Origin of the sequence: Streptomyces flaveolus, from assembly GCF_000716535.1 — a bacterium.
Lineage (GTDB): Bacteria > Actinomycetota > Actinomycetes > Streptomycetales > Streptomycetaceae > Streptomyces > Streptomyces flaveolus_A.
On record NZ_JNWV01000039.1, the window covers coordinates 1 to 16,328 of the forward strand.

The window sequence follows — 16,328 nt, forward strand, 5'->3', positions numbered from 1 at the left end:
GACCAGGTAGCTGGTGGCCGGGGTGTCACCGCCCAGGGCGAACGCCTCATCCGCGGCGCGGACATGCAGAGCGTCCCGGTCCGGGTCGGCGTAGACGGCCACGCTCGCGATCCCGGCGTCCCGGCAGGCCCGGGCCACGCGGACAGCGATTTCGCCACGGTTGGCGATGAGCACCTTGCGCACGATTGAGGCTCCCTCCTTGAAACAAGCCGAGTTTAGGGACTGCCGACACGGCACTTCGACCCGTCCCCTGTGGTGAGCTTGCCCACACGGAGCGTGATACGAGGCCCGCTCGACCCGCGAAAGCCCATGTCGCACCTCGGTACGCAGGACTCCTGCGGAAAACCCTAGCCCTGCCATGTGGCCAAGGTCTCTGTGAAGGCGTGCTGCGGCCCACTCGGATTCTTTGTCGAGTCCCTACGAATGGCCCAATGATTCTTTGCCGGCGCCCGAACCCTTGTCCCTGGGTTTACCCGTTAGTAGCGTTCGCGCTGTCTTGAACGTACCTGGGGTAACAGGCTGCTGGTGTGAGAGTGGGTGGGACCGGTGGTGCGCAGACCGGTGGCAGGGGTCGTGGCGGTCGTCCTCCTCGCGGAGGCCGTCTTCATCGCCGCGCTGAACTGGTTCCTCGGAGTGGTCGTCGACCGGCAGGACATGTCCCTGGCCGGCCTCGACCCGGACGTCATGTCGATGTCCTCGAAGATCGGCGGAGTGGTCTTCGGCCTCTACTTCGCGCTGTGCGCGCTGGTGGCCGCGCTGGTCGCGATACGTGACCGCGCCCCGGCGGGTCTCGGCCGCGTCCTGCTGATCAGCGCGGCCGTGGTGCACGGCCTGCTCGGCGCCTTCGCCTGGGGCCTGGTCGGCTGGACGGCGTTCCTGTTCATGGTGGTCGTACTCGGGCTGATCGTGCTGCTCCTGATGACGTACGACCGCGCGGGTGGCCCGGAGGGCACGGCACCCGGCGGCACGCCCGGGGAGGACGCCGGACCGGCCGCGCGGGCGGAGCCGGGCGCGGCTCCCGTGGGCGCGGGCGCGCCGGTGAGCCGTACGGACGAGCCGCAGGACGGGGACGACGAGCCGCAGGACTCGGTCCCCGCCCAGATCACCGCTCCGGTGCCCACAACTCCGTGATGCCCACGCCCAGTTCGGCGAGGAGCTTGCGGACCAGGGGCATGCTGATGCCGATCACGTTGCCGTGGTCGCCGTCGATGCCCTCGATGAACGGCGCCGAACGGCCGTCCAGGGTGAACGCGCCGGCGACGTGCAGCGGCTCCCCGGAGGCCACGTAGGCGGCGATCTCCTCGTCGCTGGGCTCGCCGAACCGGACGACGGTGGAGGCGGTCGCCGACACGTACCGCTTGGCCTCCGTGTCCCAGACGCAGTGACCCGTCTGGAGCACTCCGGCCCGCCCGCGCATGGCCTTCCAGCGGGCGGTGGCCTCCTCGGCGTCGGCCGGTTTGCCGAGCGCCTGCCCGTCCAGCTCCAGCACCGAGTCGCAGCCGATCACCAGGGCGCCCCGCACCTCCGGCTTCGCCGCCACGACGCTCGCCTTGGCCTCGGCGAGGGCGAGGGCCAGCTCCGCCGGGGTGGGCGCGGTGACGGCGTCCTCGTCGACGCCGCTCACGATCACCTCGGGGGCGAGGCCGGCCTGCCGGAGCAGGGCCAGCCGGGCGGGGGACTGGGAGGCGAGCACGAGTCGCCTGCGGCATTTGGCAGTCATGCGGTCAGGTTAGTCAGGATGCGCCGTTCGGCTCACCTCAGGCCGCTGATGATCATGAACAGCACCATGGCCAGGGCCACGAGAAGACCGAGCCGCCGAAGCATGTCCTGCGCGTCGCGCAGGTCCTTCGGCGGCTCGTTCTCCGGGTCTGACCACAGCACTCCACCAGCGTGGGGCTTCGGCCGGGGAGGGCGCCTGAGTACGGCTACTCAAGTTCGCGCCCGGGTGTGGTTCCCGCGATCCCTCAGCTCGGCCAGTAGGTGCGGGTCCAGGACGTCGGGCCCGGCCGGGGTACGCGGTGGGCCGCGATCCGGGACGGGTCGGACCACGCGTCCCTCGGGCGGTCCGCGCCGGACGGCGTCGCCGCTGCCGCCGCGGCGCGGGCGCGGACCACCGCCAGTGCGGCGGCCAGCTCCTCCGGGGTCGGGTTGCCTCGTACAACCTTGATGTTCATGACCGCTCCCAGGGTCCGCGGGCCTAGAGGGGGATGTTGCCGTGCTTCTTCGGAGGCAGGGATTCCCGCTTGGTGCGCAGCTGACGCAGCCCCCGGACGATGTGCGCGCGGGTGTCGGACGGCATGATCACCGCGTCGACGTAGCCGCGCTCGGCCGCGACGTAGGGGTTGAGCAGGGTGTCCTCGTACTCCTGGATCAGCCGGGCGCGCACCGCCTCCGCGTTCTCGGGGTTCTCGCCGCTCGCCTCCGCCTCCGCGATCGTGCGGCGGTGCAGGATGTTGACCGCGCCCTGCGCGCCCATGACGGCGATCTGGGCGGTGGGCCAGGCCAGGTTCAGGTCGGCGCCCAGGTGCTTGGAGCCCATGACGTCGTAGGCGCCGCCGAAGGCCTTGCGGGTGATCACGGTGATCAGCGGGACGGTGGCCTCGGCGTAGGCGTAGATCAGCTTGGCGCCGCGCCGGATGATGCCGTCGTGCTCCTGGTCGACGCCCGGCAGGAAGCCCGGCACGTCCACGAAGGTCAGCACCGGGATGTTGAAGGCGTCGCAGGTCCGCACGAAACGGGCGGCCTTCTCGCTCGCCGTGATGTCGAGGCAGCCGGCGAACTGCATCGGCTGGTTGGCGACGACACCGACCGGGTGGCCCTCGACCCGTCCGAACCCGGTGAGGATGTTCGGCGCGAACAGGGCCTGCGTCTCGAAGAACTCGGCGTCGTCCAGCACGTGCTCGATCACCGTGTGCATGTCGTACGGCTGGTTGGCGCTGTCCGGTACGACGGTGTCCAGCTCGCGGTCCTCGTCGCTGAGGGAGAGGTCCGCCGCCTCCGGGAAGACCGGGGGCTCGGACAGATTGTTGGACGGCAGGTACGACAGCAACTGCTTGACGTACTCGATGGCGTCCTTCTCGTCCCCGGCCATGTGGTGGGCCACGCCGGAGGCGGTGTTGTGGGTGCGGGCGCCGCCCAGCTCCTCGAAGCCGACGTCCTCGCCGGTGACGGTCTTGATGACGTCCGGACCGGTGATGAACATGTGCGAGGTCTGGTCGACCATCACCGTGAAGTCGGTGATGGCGGGCGAGTAGACCGCGCCGCCCGCGCAGGGCCCGACGACGAGCGAGATCTGCGGGATGACACCGCTGGCGTGGGTGTTGCGCCGGAAGATCTCGCCGTACGCGCCCAGGGAGGCGACACCCTCCTGGATGCGGGCGCCGCCGGAGTCGTTGATCCCGATGACCGGGCAGCCGGTCTTCAGGGCGAAGTCCATGACCTTGACGATCTTCTGGCCGTAGACCTCGCCGAGGGCGCCGCCGAAGACGGTGAAGTCCTGCGAGAAGACCGCGACCGGGCGGCCGTCGACCGTGCCGTAGCCGGTGACGACGCCGTCCCCGTACGGGCGGTTCTTCTCCAGCCCGAAGTTGGTCGACCGGTGCCGGGCGAACTCGTCCAGCTCGACGAACGACCCCTCGTCGAGCAGCAGTTCGATCCGCTCACGCGCCGTCAGCTTGCCCTTGGCGTGCTGCTTCTCGACGGCGCGCTCCGAGCCGGCGTGCGTCGCCTCGTGGATGCGGCGCTGGAGATCCGCGAGCTTCCCCGCGGTCGTGTGGATGTCGATCTCTTGGATCTCGTGACGCTCTTCCGGCTCGGACATCGGGATGCGGCTCCCTGCCTGCTCAAAAGGGGGGACGGTTACTCATCCGTAGACTAGTGGCGGGCCTGCGGATCAGCAGTGCGTCGTTTACCACACCTAGGGTGGCTTGCATGACGCCGCAGAATCCATCAGACGACAGCCGCTGGTCCGACCTGGACCGTCCGCCCCTGAACGGCGCCGCCCTGCGCCGTGGGCTGGTCAGGGAGGAGGGCCTGTACTGCGACATCGAGGTGGTGCAGCGGACCGGTTCCACCAACTCCGACCTGGCCGCCCTGGCCGCCGCCGGGAACGCCGACGAGGGCGCGGTCCTGGTGGCGGAGGAGCAGACGGCGGGCCGGGGCCGGCTGGACCGCCGCTGGACGGCTCCGCCGCGGTCGGGTCTGTTCTTCTCGGTCCTGCTCAAGCCCACCGAGGTGCCGGTGGCCCGCTGGGGGTGGCTGCCGCTGCTGACGGGCGTGGCGGTGGCGACCGGGCTGTCCCGGGCGGCGGGCGTCGACACGGCGCTCAAGTGGCCCAACGACCTGCTGGTGACCGTGGGCGGGGAGGAACGCAAGGCCGGGGGCATCCTCGCCGAGCGGGCCGGCGACGACGGCGTCGTCATCGGCGTCGGCATCAACGTCTCGCTCAGGGCGGACGAGCTGCCGGTCCCGCAGGCGGGCTCCCTGGCCCTCGCCGGTGCGCTGGGTACGGACCGGGACCCGCTGCTGCGGGCGGTGCTGCGGTCGCTGGAGGGCTGGTACGGGCGCTGGCGGGCCGCGGGGGGCGATCCCTCGGCGAGCCGGCTCCAGGAGACGTACACAGCGGGCTGCGCGACCCTCGGGCGCATGGTGCGGGCCGAGCTCCCGGGCGACCGCTCGGTGGTGGGGGAGGCCGTGGCGCTGGACGGCGACGGGCGGCTGATCATCGCCACGGAGGACGGGGTGCAGGAGCCGGTGGGCGCGGGCGACATCGTCCACCTGCGGCCGGCGTAGAGCGCACCGAAAGCGCGCGGGGAACCGCGCGACCAGCCACAATGGAGCCGCAGCCGGGCACGGCGATCACGCGCCGTCGGACCACGCCGGTTCGCTCGACCGGTGCCGGGAGCGCGTGCCGTCGGCCCAACCCAACGGAGTGAGCTGGCGCACACCTGCCGTAGAGTTGAGGCCGGTCGATACCTGACCGCGGCAGATCGGAAGGGCAGCAGGCGTGACCGTCGACGACACGGGCTCCGGCGCTGGCGGGGACGGCCGGGTGGACCCCCACGCCCCCGAGACCGGCGATGACCCGCTGGCCCTGCGTCTCGAACAGCTCATCCTGGGCGCCGAGCGCCGCTACACCCCGTTCCAGGCCGCCCGCAGCGCCGGCGTCTCCATGGAGCTGGCGTCCCGGTTCTGGCGGGCGATGGGCTTCGCGGACATCGGCCAGGCCAAGGCCCTCACCGAGGCCGACGTGCTGGCCCTGCGCCGCCTCGCCGGCCTGGTGGAGGCGGGACTGCTCAGCGAGGCCATGGCCGTGCAGGTGGCCCGGTCCACCGGGCAGACCACCGCCCGGTTGGCGGAATGGCAGATCGACTCATTCCTGGAGGGCCTGACCGAGCCCCCGGAGCCGGGCATGACCCGCACCGAGGTGACGTACCCGATCGTCGAGCTGCTCCTGCCCGAGCTGGAGGAGTTCCTCGTCTACGTCTGGCGGCGCCAGCTCGCCGCGTCGGCGGGCCGGGTCGTCCAGACCGCCGACGACGAGGAGATGGTCGACCGGCGGCTCGCCGTCGGCTTCGCCGACCTGGTCGGCTTCACCCGGCTCACCCGCCGCATGGAGGAGGAGGAGCTGGGCGAGCTGGTCGAGGCGTTCGAGACGACCGCCGCCGACCTGGTGGCGGCGCGCGGCGGCCGGCTCATCAAGACCCTCGGCGACGAGGTGCTGTACGCGGCGGACGACGCCGGCGTGGCCGCGGACATCGCGCTGCGGCTGGTGGAGACGCTGGCGAACGACGAGACCATGCCCGAGCTGCGGGTCGGCATGGCGTTCGGCACGGTGACCACCCGCATGGGCGATGTGTTCGGCACGACGGTGAACCTGGCCTCCCGGCTGACCTCGATAGCGCCGCGCGACGCCGTCCTCGTGGACAGCGCGTTCGCCGAGGAGCTGATCCGCAGCGGCGAGGCGCCCGCCTCGGAGGCGGAGGCGGCGGAGGCCGCGGCGGCGGCCGAGAAGGAGGGCGAGGACCCACCGGTGTACCGCTTCGCGCTCCAGCCGATGTGGCAGCGCCCGGTGCGCGGGCTCGGCGTCGTCGAGCCGTGGCTGCTCATGCGCCGCGACGGCCAGTCGTAGCCGCCCGCGGCCGGACGGGCAGGCCCTAGCCGTCCCGGCCGCCGAACAGGTCCACGCACAGCCCTATCACCGGTACGCACACCCCGCCCGGACCGGGCTCCGCCGGGCCGTGGCTCGGGGTGGGGGTCGGGGTCGGTGTGGGGGTCGCCGGGGCGGGGCGCGGGGCGGACGTCGCCGGCGCGGGCGGCCGGCTGGTGGCGCTCGGCGGACCCGGGGTCCGGCTCGGCAGGGCGGTCGGTACGGCGGTGTCGCCGGGCGTCGTCGTGGCGGTGCCCGGGCCCGGTGCCGTACGGACCGGGGATCCGGCGGGTGTGGGCGCGAGGCTCCTGCCGCCCATGGCGGAGGTCGCGGACGGCAGCGCGGTGGGGGCGGCGGCGATGGTGGCCGCGGTGTTGGCGGTGCGGTCCGTGGGCCCGCCGCCCGGGTCGAGCCGGGGCTCGGCCTCCGCCGTGCCGGGGGCGCCGACCGTCGAGTCCGGGGCGGCCCGGACCAGGCTGAGCACGCCCGCGGCCAGGGCGAGGCCGCCGGCGGCGAGCAGCACCTTGCGCGGCCGGGGCTTGCGATGCCGACCGCGCCGTACTCCCGGCGTACGCTCCGGCGCGCGTTCCTGCTCCGCGTCGGAGTGTGCAGGTATCGGTGTCATGGGTCCCGCACGCTATGCGCTCGTGTGGGCGGTGTGCGCGAAGAAGGGTGGGATGTCACTCGAACGGGTGTAGCCCCCTGGACTTCACGGGACGGGACACGGCTGCGATGATCGGGCCGACGGCAGTTAACCCGCGTTAACCGGAGGGTGTCATGAGCGAGGAGCGGTTCGGGGAGTTCGTGCTGGTGCGGCGGCACGGGCACGTCGCGGAGCTGGTGCTGGACCGGCCCAAGGCGATGAACGCGGTCTCCACGGAGATGGCCCGCTCCCTCGCGGGCGCGTGCGCCGCGCTCTCCGCCGACCGGGACGCCCGCGTGGTCGTCCTGACCTCGTCGCACGAACGGGCGTTCTGCGTGGGGGCGGACCTGAAGGAGCGGAACTCCTTCACGGACGCCGACCTGGTAAGGCAGCGGCCGGTGGCGCGCGGGGCGTACACCGGCGTGCTGGAGCTGCCGATGCCGACGATCGCGGCGGTGCACGGCTTCGCGCTGGGCGGCGGATTCGAGCTGGCGCTGTCCTGCGACCTGATCGTGGCCGACCGTACGGCCGTGGTGGGGCTGCCGGAGGTGTCCGTGGGTGTGATCCCGGGCGGCGGCGGCACCCAGTTGCTGCCCCGGCGGGTCGGCGCGGCCCGCGCGGCCGAGCTGATCTTCTCCGCGCGGCGGGTCGAGGCGGCGGAGGCGGCCGAACTGGGTCTGGTGGACCGGCTGGTGGAGCCCGGCCGGGACCGCGAGGAGGCGCTGGCACTGGGCGAGCGGATCGCCGGGAACTCGCCGGTGGGCTTGCGGGCGGCGAAGCGGGCGCTGCGGTTGGGGCACGGGCTGGACCTGCGGGCCGGACTGGAGGTGGAGGACGCGGCCTGGCGCTCGGTGGCCTTCTCGGGCGACCGGGCGGAGGGGGTGGCGGCGTTCAACGAGAAGCGCAAGCCGGAGTGGCCGGGCGAGTAGGGGCTCCCGAAGGGGCGCGGGACACTGCGCGACCGGCGACCGGCGACCGGCGACCGGCGACCGGCGACCGCGCGCCCGTACCCGCTCCCGGCAACGGCCCGCGGCGCCGGGCCGGTAGCCGCACATTCCACCTGATCGCCGCACCCATGCACGCAAAACCCTCATTCCTCCCTAACCTGGAGTAATGGGTGAGGACAAGCGGCTGGCCGCAGTCGTGGCGCTGGCGCAGGGCATGGCGGCGGCGCACACCCCGCGGGAGTGCTGGCAGGCCGCCGCTCTGGGCGCCTGTCACGCGCTGGACGGCAGCTTCGCCGCGCTGTCCGTGTGGGAACGCGAACTCGGCCGGCTCCGGGTCCTCGTGAACGTGGGCGACCGTGCCCCGGACGAGGAGGAGTTCCCGGAGGCCGAGACCTACCCGGTGCACCAGTTCCCGGAGATCACCGAGTTCCTGCACGAGCGGTGGGCGGGCGGCGGCGGTCCCAACGCCTGGGTGGAGACGGCCGGGGGCACGGCGAAGGGCACCCCCGGCTACTTCCACCAGCGGGTCGCCGCCCTGCGCCGGCGCGGTCGCGGCTGCTGCGTGGTCGCCCCCGTCGTCCTGCACGGCCGGGCCTGGGGCGAGCTGTACGTGGCGCGGGCGGTCGGCGAGCCCCTCTTCGCGCGGGCCGACGCCGACTTCGCGACCGTCCTCGCCGCCGTCGTGGCCGCGGGCATCGCGCAGACCGAGCGGCTGGAGGAGGCCCGCAGGCTCGCGTTCACCGACGCCCTCACCGGTCTGGCCAACCGCCGTGCCGTGGACGTACGCCTGGAGGAGGCCGTGGAGCGGCACCGGGCGGAGGGCGTGGTCGTCAGCCTGGTCGTCTGCGACCTCAACGGGCTCAAGCGGGTCAACGACACCCTCGGGCACGCCGTCGGCGACCGCCTCCTCGAACGCTTCGGCTCGGTGCTGTCGCTGTGCGGCGCGATGGTGCCGGGCGCGCTGGCCGCACGGCTCGGCGGGGACGAGTTCTGTCTGCTCGCGGTCGGCCCGCCCGCCGACGACGTGGTGAAGGCGGCCGACGAACTGTGCCGGCGGGCCGGGGAACTGGAGCCGGGGGAGGGGGTCGCCTGCGGGGTCGCCTCGACCGAGGACGCGATCGGGGAGGTGCGGGACGCCCGCCGGCTGTTCCGGCTCGCGGACGCCGCCCAGTACCGGGCCAAGGCGCTGCGCCTGGACCGGCCGGTGGTGGCCGGGCGGGAGGGGCCGGAGGACCCGGTCGTGCGGCTGGCCGACGCGCCGCCGCCCGCGCGGGCCGAGCGGCGCCGGTTCCGCGGACGCCGTCCGTGAGGCGAAGCCCACACCGCGCGGTAAGGGTCTCTCCCGGTCCCCACTAGTGACACCAAGGCATTCAATGCGTACGCTCCTGAATATGGATATGCACACTGTGGTGGTGGGGACGTCCGGTGTCACGGCGTCCGACGTTCTCGCCGTGGCGCGCGGCGGTGCCCGCATCGAGCTGTCGGCGGAGGCGGTGGCGGCCCTCGCGGCGGCCCGGGAGATCGTGGACGCCCTCGCGGCCAAGCCCGACCCGGTCTACGGCGTCTCCACCGGCTTCGGCGCCCTGGCGACCCGGCACATCAGCCAGGAACTGCGCGCCCAGCTACAGCGCAACATCGTCCGTTCGCACGCCGCCGGCATGGGCCCCCGGGTGGAGCGCGAGGTCGTGCGGGCCCTGATGTTCCTGCGCCTGAAGACCGTCTGCTCCGGGCACACCGGTGTGCGGCCCGAGGTCGCGCAGACCATGGCCGACGTCCTGAACGCCGGGATCACCCCGGTCGTGCACGAGTACGGCTCCCTCGGCTGCTCCGGCGACCTGGCCCCGCTGTCCCACTGCGCCCTCACCCTCATGGGAGAGGGGGAGGCGGAGGGCCCGGACGGCACCGTCCGGCCCGCCGGCGAGCTGCTCGCCGAGCACGGGATCGCCCCCGTCGAACTGCGCGAGAAGGAGGGCCTCGCCCTCCTCAACGGCACCGACGGCATGCTCGGCATGCTGATCATGGCCCTCGCCGACCTCGACACCCTCTACAAGTCCGCCGACGTCACCGCCGCCCTCACCCTGGAGGCGCTGCTCGGGACCGACAAGGTGCTCGCGCCCGAGCTGCACGCCATACGGCCCCATCCGGGCCAGGGCGCCTCCGCCGCGAACATGCTCGCGGTGCTCAAGGGCTCCCAGCTCACCGGGCACCACCAGGACGACGCCCCGCGCGTCCAGGACGCCTACTCGGTGCGCTGCGCCCCGCAGGTCGCCGGCGCCGGCCGCGACACCCTCGCGCACGCCCGTCTGGTCGCCGAGCGCGAGCTGGCCTCCGCCGTGGACAACCCGGTCGTCCTGCCCGACGGGCGCGTGGAGTCCAACGGCAACTTCCACGGCGCTCCCGTGGCCTACGTCCTGGACTTCCTCGCCATCGCCGCCGCCGACCTCGGCTCCATCGCCGAGCGCCGCACCGACCGGCTGCTGGACAAGAACCGCAGCCACGGCCTGCCGCCGTTCCTCGCCGACGACGCCGGCGTGGACTCCGGTCTGATGATCGCCCAGTACACGCAGGCGGCGCTGGTCAGCGAGTTGAAGCGGCTCGCCGTACCGGCCTCCGCGGACTCCATCCCGTCCTCCGCCATGCAGGAGGACCACGTCTCCATGGGCTGGTCGGCCGCGCGCAAGCTGCGCACCGCCGTGGACAACCTCACCCGGGTCATCGCCATCGAGCTGTACGCGGCCACCCGCGCCGTGGAACTGCGCGAGGGCCTCACCCCGGCGCCCGCCTCCCAGGCGGTCATCGAGGCCGTCCGGGCCGCGGGTGTGCAGGGACCTGGTCCGGACCGGTTCCTGGCGCCCGACCTGGCCGCGGCCGACGCGTTCGTGCGCGGCGGTGAGCTCGTGGCGGCCGTGGAGAAGGTCACCGGCCCGCTCCGGTGAACACGCGGGGGCCCCGGCAGCTGCCGGGGCCCCCGAACGCTATGACGGAACGTCACTTCAGCTTGGCGGCCTGCGCCTTCACGACCGGAGCGGAGACCGTGTAGGCCTTCTTGCTCATCATCGCGCCGATGTTGATGGTGGTGTACGTGGCGAGGGTGTTCCCGTGCCGCACGACCTCGGCGTGCAGCGGCAGGGAGCCGTCCTTGCCCGCGTCGTTGGTCGCCGTGAAGGCCACCGACGCGTCACCGGTGCCCGAGGACTTCTCCTCGGCGATCTTCGTGAACTTGCCCTTCTCGCCGTCCTGCTCGCCGGAGAAGCCGCCCGCGCAGGCCTTGACCGCGTCGGAGACCGACTTCAGGGCCTGCTCGGCGCCGTCGCCGTCGTACGAGGCCAGCGTGACCACGGTGACGTCCAGGTCCATGGACTCGTTGATCGCGTCCTCGAACTTGCCGTCGGCCAGGTCGTCCAGGGACGTGGCGTCGTCCGTGGGGTCCTTCTTGTCCTCCGTGGCCATGCGGCTGGTGTTCGCCGCCGGCTCACCGGGCGCGATGCCGGTGAACGCCTGGAGTACCGGCTCGCACTTGGCGTCGTCGGACGTCACCTTGCCGCGGTCGGGGACACCGCCCTCGACGGGGCCCACCTCGTACCCGGGCACCTCGCCCTTGGCGATGATCAGCTTCTTCAGTTCGGCGGCGCTGAGCGCCTTCGCGGCCGGCTTCGCCGCGTCCGAGCCCTTGGCGTCCCCGGAGTCCTTCGACCCCCCGTCGCCACAGCCCGTGATGAGGGCGAGCGACAGCGCGCTCACAGCTGCGGTGGCGCACAGCCGCACGCCCGATGATCTCTTCATGAGCGAACTATGAGCGGGCTGTCAAAGTTTCGTCAAGGACGATTAAAAGCCCAGGCGTTCCCGGCGCACCGAATACACGACGAATCCGGCACCCACGGCGAGGAAGAGGCTGCCGCCGACGACGTACGGCGTGGTGTCGAAGCTTCCCGTGTCGGCCAGTTCGGTCTCCTCGGCCGTCACCCGGTCCGCCCCCTCGGCGGTCGCCACCGTCACCGCTCTGGCCTGCGTGACCTGCGTCGGCGCGGACGTGTGCGCCGCCTGTCGTGCCGGAGCGTCCTGCGAGGCGTTCGCGGACGGGACGAACCACAGGGCGCACAGCAGGGTGCCCGCGGCGGTGGCGGTCAGCAGCGGACGGCGAGCGGATGACACGGAATATCGATCCCCTTGTGACGCTGGCGAATTGGCCGTGTGGGGCGATGTTAGTGAAAGGCGCGGGTCACAGGAAAGTCACGGGAGGTTTCGGTCGTACGCTCCCGCCATGAGCACAGAAGAGACATCACGTTTTGTGCGGCTTCGCGTGGAGCTGGTGCTGGAAGTACAGGACGACGACGAGGTGGCCAAGGCCGCGCTGCGCCGGATCGCCCAGGACCCGGAGCTGCCGGAGGGGGAACGGGCCCAGGCCGAGGCCGCTGTGACGGAAGACACCGCGGAGGCCCTGGCGTATCTCGTGGACCCGTTCGACCTGGTCAGCCACGTGCCCGGAGTGGAACTCCAGCAGGCGTCCTGGTCCAGCGAGCGGGTCGACTACGACCCCGATTCGCCCGACTGGGACCTGGACGAGGATGATGGGGGCGACGACGAGGAAGAGGACGGCATCGGCTGAGCGTCGCGGGGCACCCAGGACCCCGGACGGCAACCGCCGTCCGGGGTTTCGTCGTCCCAGGGGACGCACGGACCGACTCCCGCACCACCCCCACGTCCGCGATCGCGGACGTGGGATGCCCCACAGGCCGACGGGCTGGGGAACGGGACTGACCGGCCGTAGCGTTGAAGGCTCTTGGCGGGGACTCTCGGGGTTATCGCGACTCGGCAACGATGGAGAAGTTTGTGATGACGGACAGTAAGCGGCGCAGGCGCCTGACGGCCGCGTCCGCTCTGCTCGGTGGCGTGCTGGTGCTGACGGCGTGTTCCGGCGGCGACGCCGGCGCCACTTCCGGCGGCAATGACACCTCGCAGGCCAAGGCCGACGAGGCGGCGGCCAAGAAGTCGTCGGAGGCGCAGATCACGATCACGCCCAAGGACGGCTCCAACAACGCCTCGATCAACAACTCCGCGACCGTCACCGTGCGCAAGGGCACGCTCACGACCGTCACGATGACCGGCCAGGACGGCAAGACCGTCGCCGGCCAGCTGTCCGCCGACAAGAAGAGCTGGAAGCCCACCGTCCAGCTGGAGCGCTCCACCACCTACAAGCTCGCCGCGGAGGCCAAGGACTCCGAGGGCCGCATAGCCCACGAGAACGCGTCCTTCACCACCGTCTCCCCGGCCAACAGCTTCATCGGCACCTTCACCCCGGACAACGGCGCCACGGTCGGCGTCGGCATGCCGGTGTCGATCAACTTCGACAAGGCGATCACCAACAAGGCGGCCGTGCAGAAGGGCATCACGGTCAGCTCCAGCAGCGGCCAGGAGGTCGCCTGCCACTGGTTCAACGCCAACCGCATGGACTGCCGCCCGGAGGAGTACTGGAAGGAAGGCTCCACCGTCACCCTGAAGCTCGCGCTCGACGGCGTCCAGGGCGCCAGCGGCGTCTACGGCGTCCAGCAGAAGACGGTCACCTTCCACATCGGCCGCAACCAGGTCTCGTACGTCGACGCGCAGACCAAGCAGATGAAGATCACGCAGGACGGCAAGGTCGTCAAGACCATACCGATCTCCGCCGGTTCGCCCGAGAACAAGACGTACGAGGGCCAGATGGTGATCTCCGAGAAGTTCAAGGAGACCCGGATGAACGGCGCGACGGTCGGCTTCACCGACGACGACGGCAAGGGCGAGTACGACATCAAGGACGTGCCGCACGCCATGCGCCTGACCAACTCGGGCACCTTCATCCACGGCAACTACTGGGGCGCCCCCTCGGTCTTCGGCAACGTGAACACCAGCCACGGCTGCGTCGGCCTCCAGGACAAGAAGGGTGCCAACGACCCCAGCACGCCGGCGGCCTGGTTCTACAACCACACGCTGATCGGTGACGTCGTGGTCGTCCAGAACACCGGCGACAAGACCGTCTCGCCGGACAACGGCCTCAACGGCTGGAACATGGACTGGGCGCAGTGGAAGGCCGGCTCGGCCGTTTGACGCTCCCTCACCCGCCGTACCGGTGCCGCCCCCAGGGGCGGCACCGGTGTTTTCATGCTTCTTTTATGCCCGCCTTATGGCGCCATCACGGTCCGTACCTAGCTTGCGGCCATGTTCTTCACCTACCTGAGGCGCGAACTGCGCCGCCGCAGAAAGGCGGCCCTCGTCGTCGCCTCCGGCCTCGCGCTGGGCATCGCGCTGGTCATCGTGGTCAACTCCGTGTCCAACGGCATGGGCAAGGCCCAGGACAAGGTGCTCCAGTCGCTGTACGGGCTGGGGACCGACATGACGGTGACCAAGGCGGCGTCGGCGTCCACCGGCGACGCCCAGCGGCCCCGCTTCCGGTTCGACGCGCAGAACGACGGCGACGACTCCGCCCAGAGCAGCGACCGCGTCATGGTGCAGGGCTTCCAGACCCTGTCGGCCTCCACGGTGACCAAGGTCGGCTCGCAGTCCGGCGTCGCTGACGCGGTCGGCGGGCTGAGCCTCCAGGTCCTCAAGGTCAGCGGCCAGTTCACGCGGGGTCAGTTCCAGCAGGACGGCAGCGGCGGCGGCTTCCAGCGGGGCGGCGAGAACGGCCGGCCGCAGGGTGAGGTCAAGGGCGGCGGCGCCGACTTCGACGTCAACAACTACTCCGTGTACGGCACCGACGTCACCAAGCCCGGCCTCGGCCCGCTGACCTCTTCCAAGATCACCAGCGGCCGCACGTTCAAGGCGACGGAGACGGACGCCAAGGTCGTCGTGGCGGACTCCGCCTACGCCAAGGAGAAGAAGTACGAGGTCGGATCCACCGTCACCATCAAGGGCGTCAAGTTCACGCTGATCGGCATCGCCACCGCCGACAGCGGTGACGCGGCCGCCAACCTGTACATCCCGCTGAAGCAGGCCCAGAGCCTCGGCGACGCCAAGGACAAGGTCACCACGATCTACGTCAAGGCGGCCGACTCGAAGAAGATCGACAGCGTCAAGTCGGCGATCCGGAAGAACGTGTCGGGTACGACGGTCACCACCTCCGCCGACCTCGCGGACACCGTCTCCGGCTCCCTGTCCACGGCCTCCTCCCTCGCCACCAGCGTCGGCAAGTGGCTGTCCATCGCGGTACTGGCGGCCGCGTTCCTGGTCGCCGGCCTGCTCACCTCCTCGGCGGTCTCCCGGCGGGTCCGCGAGTTCGGCACGCTCAAGGCGCTGGGCTGGCGGTCGGGCCGGGTGACCCGGCAGGTGGTCGGCGAGGCCGTGGTCAACGGCCTGGTCGGCGGTGCCCTCGGCATCGCCCTCGGCCTGGCGGGCGCGTACGCCGTCACCGCCATCAGCCCCGGCCTCCAGGCCGAGCTGGGCGGCGGCACCGGTGGCGGCTTCGGCGGCGGCACCGGCTTCCCGGGCGGTCCCGGCCGCCGGACCGCGAAGACCCTGGAAGTGGCCCTCACGGCCCCGGTGAGCGTGACGACGATCGTCCTGGCGGTGGGCCTCGCGGTGGCGGGCGGCCTGATCGCGGGCGCGTTCGGCGGCTGGCGGGCGTCCAGGCTGCGCCCGGCGGACGCGCTGAGGCGGGTGGAGTAGGCCGGCTTCCCGGCGGGCCGGCCGGTGCGGCCCAGGGGGCGGGGAACCGCGCGCCCAGCCCCCACGGACCGCCGGCCCGGACGAGCGCGCGACCAACCCGAACAGATCCCGGAGCCACCATGTACGAACTGAACGACGTCACCAAGCGCTACACCCGGGGCAAGGACACCGTCCACGCCCTCGACGGCATCGACCTCACCATCCCCGACGGGGACAGGCTCGTCATCCAGGGCCCCACCGGCGGCGGTAAGTCCACGCTGCTGCAGATGCTCGGCGGACTCGACCGTCCCACCTCCGGCCAAGTCTTCCTGGACGGCACCGACCTGGCCCGGCTGAGCGAGGCCCGGCTGACGAAGGTCCGCAGCGAGAGCATCGGCTTCGTCTTCCAGTCCTTCAACCTCATCCCCACCCTCACCGCCCAGGAGAACGTGGAGACCGCCCTCGTCCCCCTCGGCATCAAGGTGAAGGAACGCCGTGAACTCGCCGCGGAGGCACTGAAGTCCGTCGGTCTGGGCGAGCGCCTCGGCCACCTACCCGGCGAGATGTCCGGCGGGCAGCAGCAGCGCGTCGCCATCGCACGGGCCGTCGTGAAGAAGCCCAAGGTGCTGCTGGCCGACGAGCCGACCGGCAACCTGGACGAGGGGATGCGGGACGAGATCATGGACGTACTCGAACGCCTGTGGAAGGAGCACGAGTTGACCTTCATCATGGTCACCCACGACTCCACGCTGGCGAAGAAGGCTCCGCGCCTGGCCACACTGCGCAAGGGGAAGATCACCGTGAAGGAGAACGCGGCCACGTGACGGCGCATAACACAGGCCGGTCGCGGCGCACTTCGCGGTTGTGTAACGGTGTCCCGGACGCCGCGTAACAGTTTCCGGGCGCGCTTTCTCACCGTCCTCTCATCTATTGAGCCCACTGATCACCCCCCGGCATACTGCGTGCTCCGGGG

At 71.7% G+C, this 16,328-nt stretch carries 18 protein-coding genes; 10 read left to right on the top strand and 8 right to left on the bottom strand.

Annotated features, from left to right (window positions below):
- A partial coding sequence (locus tag OO52_RS36495) for a biotin carboxylase N-terminal domain-containing protein (protein ID WP_030649997.1) occupies positions 1-183 on the bottom strand: 183 nt, incomplete at its 3' end.
- A 378-nt stretch (positions 184-561) separates the two neighbouring features.
- Here OO52_RS36495 and OO52_RS36500 point away from each other — a divergent pair.
- On the top strand, positions 562-1,131 hold the full coding sequence (locus OO52_RS36500; protein ID WP_199820006.1) for a hypothetical protein: 570 nt from the start codon (positions 562-564) through the stop codon (positions 1,129-1,131).
- Here OO52_RS36500 and OO52_RS36505 read toward each other — a convergent pair.
- From OO52_RS36505 to OO52_RS36515, 4 genes are all read right to left on the bottom strand, one after another.
- On the bottom strand, positions 1,103-1,720 hold the full coding sequence (locus tag OO52_RS36505) for a Maf family protein (RefSeq protein ID WP_030652114.1): 618 nt from the start codon (positions 1,718-1,720) through the stop codon (positions 1,103-1,105). The genes OO52_RS36500 and OO52_RS36505 overlap by 29 nt on opposite strands.
- A gap of 32 nt (positions 1,721-1,752) precedes the next feature.
- Entirely contained in the window at positions 1,753-1,881 is a 129-nt protein-coding gene (gene mmpB, locus OO52_RS54065; RefSeq protein ID WP_267881564.1) for a morphogenic membrane protein MmpB, read from the bottom strand.
- 83 nt (positions 1,882-1,964) lie between these two features.
- Complete coding sequence (locus OO52_RS36510; RefSeq protein ID WP_030652117.1) at positions 1,965-2,174, bottom strand: acyl-CoA carboxylase epsilon subunit; 210 nt, start codon at positions 2,172-2,174, stop codon at positions 1,965-1,967.
- A gap of 23 nt (positions 2,175-2,197) precedes the next feature.
- Positions 2,198-3,820, bottom strand: a complete 1,623-nt coding sequence (locus tag OO52_RS36515; protein WP_030652121.1) for an acyl-CoA carboxylase subunit beta — start codon at positions 3,818-3,820, stop codon at positions 2,198-2,200.
- Positions 3,821-3,930: 110 nt separating this feature from the next.
- Here OO52_RS36515 and OO52_RS36520 point away from each other — a divergent pair, with 110 nt between their 5' ends.
- Positions 3,931-4,791 (top strand): biotin--[acetyl-CoA-carboxylase] ligase, encoded by an 861-nt coding sequence (locus tag OO52_RS36520; RefSeq protein ID WP_030652124.1) that lies wholly within the window; start codon positions 3,931-3,933, stop codon positions 4,789-4,791.
- A gap of 214 nt (positions 4,792-5,005) precedes the next feature.
- Positions 5,006-6,130, top strand: coding sequence for an adenylate/guanylate cyclase domain-containing protein (locus OO52_RS36525; RefSeq protein WP_030652126.1), 1,125 nt, complete (start codon positions 5,006-5,008; stop codon positions 6,128-6,130).
- Positions 6,131-6,155: 25 nt separating this feature from the next.
- Here OO52_RS36525 and OO52_RS36530 read toward each other — a convergent pair whose 3' ends face one another.
- The gene (locus OO52_RS36530; RefSeq protein ID WP_234337943.1) at positions 6,156-6,773 is read right to left on the bottom strand and encodes a hypothetical protein; all 618 of its coding nucleotides are present in this window, start codon (positions 6,771-6,773) and stop codon (positions 6,156-6,158) included.
- A gap of 152 nt (positions 6,774-6,925) precedes the next feature.
- On the opposite strand from OO52_RS36530, the gene OO52_RS36535 reads away from it, so the two are divergent.
- The 3 genes from OO52_RS36535 to hutH all read left to right on the top strand — a co-directional run bounded on the left by OO52_RS36535 (position 6,926) and on the right by hutH (position 10,674).
- Complete coding sequence (locus OO52_RS36535) at positions 6,926-7,720, top strand: enoyl-CoA hydratase/isomerase family protein (RefSeq protein WP_030652130.1); 795 nt, start codon at positions 6,926-6,928, stop codon at positions 7,718-7,720.
- A gap of 184 nt (positions 7,721-7,904) precedes the next feature.
- Positions 7,905-9,047 carry a GGDEF domain-containing protein gene (locus OO52_RS36540; protein ID WP_030652132.1) on the top strand — a complete coding sequence of 381 codons (1,143 nt, stop codon included), beginning with the start codon at positions 7,905-7,907 and terminating at the stop codon, positions 9,045-9,047.
- 88 nt (positions 9,048-9,135) lie between these two features.
- Positions 9,136-10,674, top strand: coding sequence for a histidine ammonia-lyase (gene hutH / locus OO52_RS36545; RefSeq protein ID WP_030652135.1), 1,539 nt, complete (start codon positions 9,136-9,138; stop codon positions 10,672-10,674).
- Positions 10,675-10,726: 52 nt separating this feature from the next.
- On the opposite strand, the gene OO52_RS36550 is transcribed toward hutH, so the two are convergent.
- Both OO52_RS36550 and OO52_RS36555 read right to left on the bottom strand, forming a co-directional pair.
- The gene (locus tag OO52_RS36550) at positions 10,727-11,521 is read right to left on the bottom strand and encodes a hypothetical protein (protein ID WP_231406430.1); all 795 of its coding nucleotides are present in this window, start codon (positions 11,519-11,521) and stop codon (positions 10,727-10,729) included.
- A gap of 42 nt (positions 11,522-11,563) precedes the next feature.
- Positions 11,564-11,890: an LAETG motif-containing sortase-dependent surface protein gene (locus OO52_RS36555; RefSeq protein WP_030652140.1), complete on the bottom strand. Its 327-nt coding sequence runs from the start codon at positions 11,888-11,890 to the stop codon at positions 11,564-11,566.
- A gap of 109 nt (positions 11,891-11,999) precedes the next feature.
- Between OO52_RS36555 and OO52_RS36560 the strand changes: the two genes are divergently transcribed.
- From OO52_RS36560 to OO52_RS36575, 4 genes are all read left to right on the top strand, one after another.
- A complete protein-coding gene (locus OO52_RS36560; protein WP_196944368.1) occupies positions 12,000-12,344 on the top strand; it encodes a hypothetical protein in 345 nt (114 codons plus the stop codon).
- Between the two features lie 227 nt (positions 12,345-12,571).
- Entirely contained in the window at positions 12,572-13,819 is a 1,248-nt protein-coding gene (locus OO52_RS36565; RefSeq protein ID WP_030652146.1) for a L,D-transpeptidase, read from the top strand.
- Positions 13,820-13,930: 111 nt separating this feature from the next.
- Positions 13,931-15,376, top strand: coding sequence for an ABC transporter permease (locus tag OO52_RS36570; RefSeq protein WP_030652149.1), 1,446 nt, complete (start codon positions 13,931-13,933; stop codon positions 15,374-15,376).
- Between the two features lie 119 nt (positions 15,377-15,495).
- Positions 15,496-16,179 carry an ABC transporter ATP-binding protein gene (locus OO52_RS36575; protein ID WP_030652152.1) on the top strand — a complete coding sequence of 228 codons (684 nt, stop codon included), beginning with the start codon at positions 15,496-15,498 and terminating at the stop codon, positions 16,177-16,179.
- The last annotated feature ends 149 nt before the right edge of the window (positions 16,180-16,328 follow it).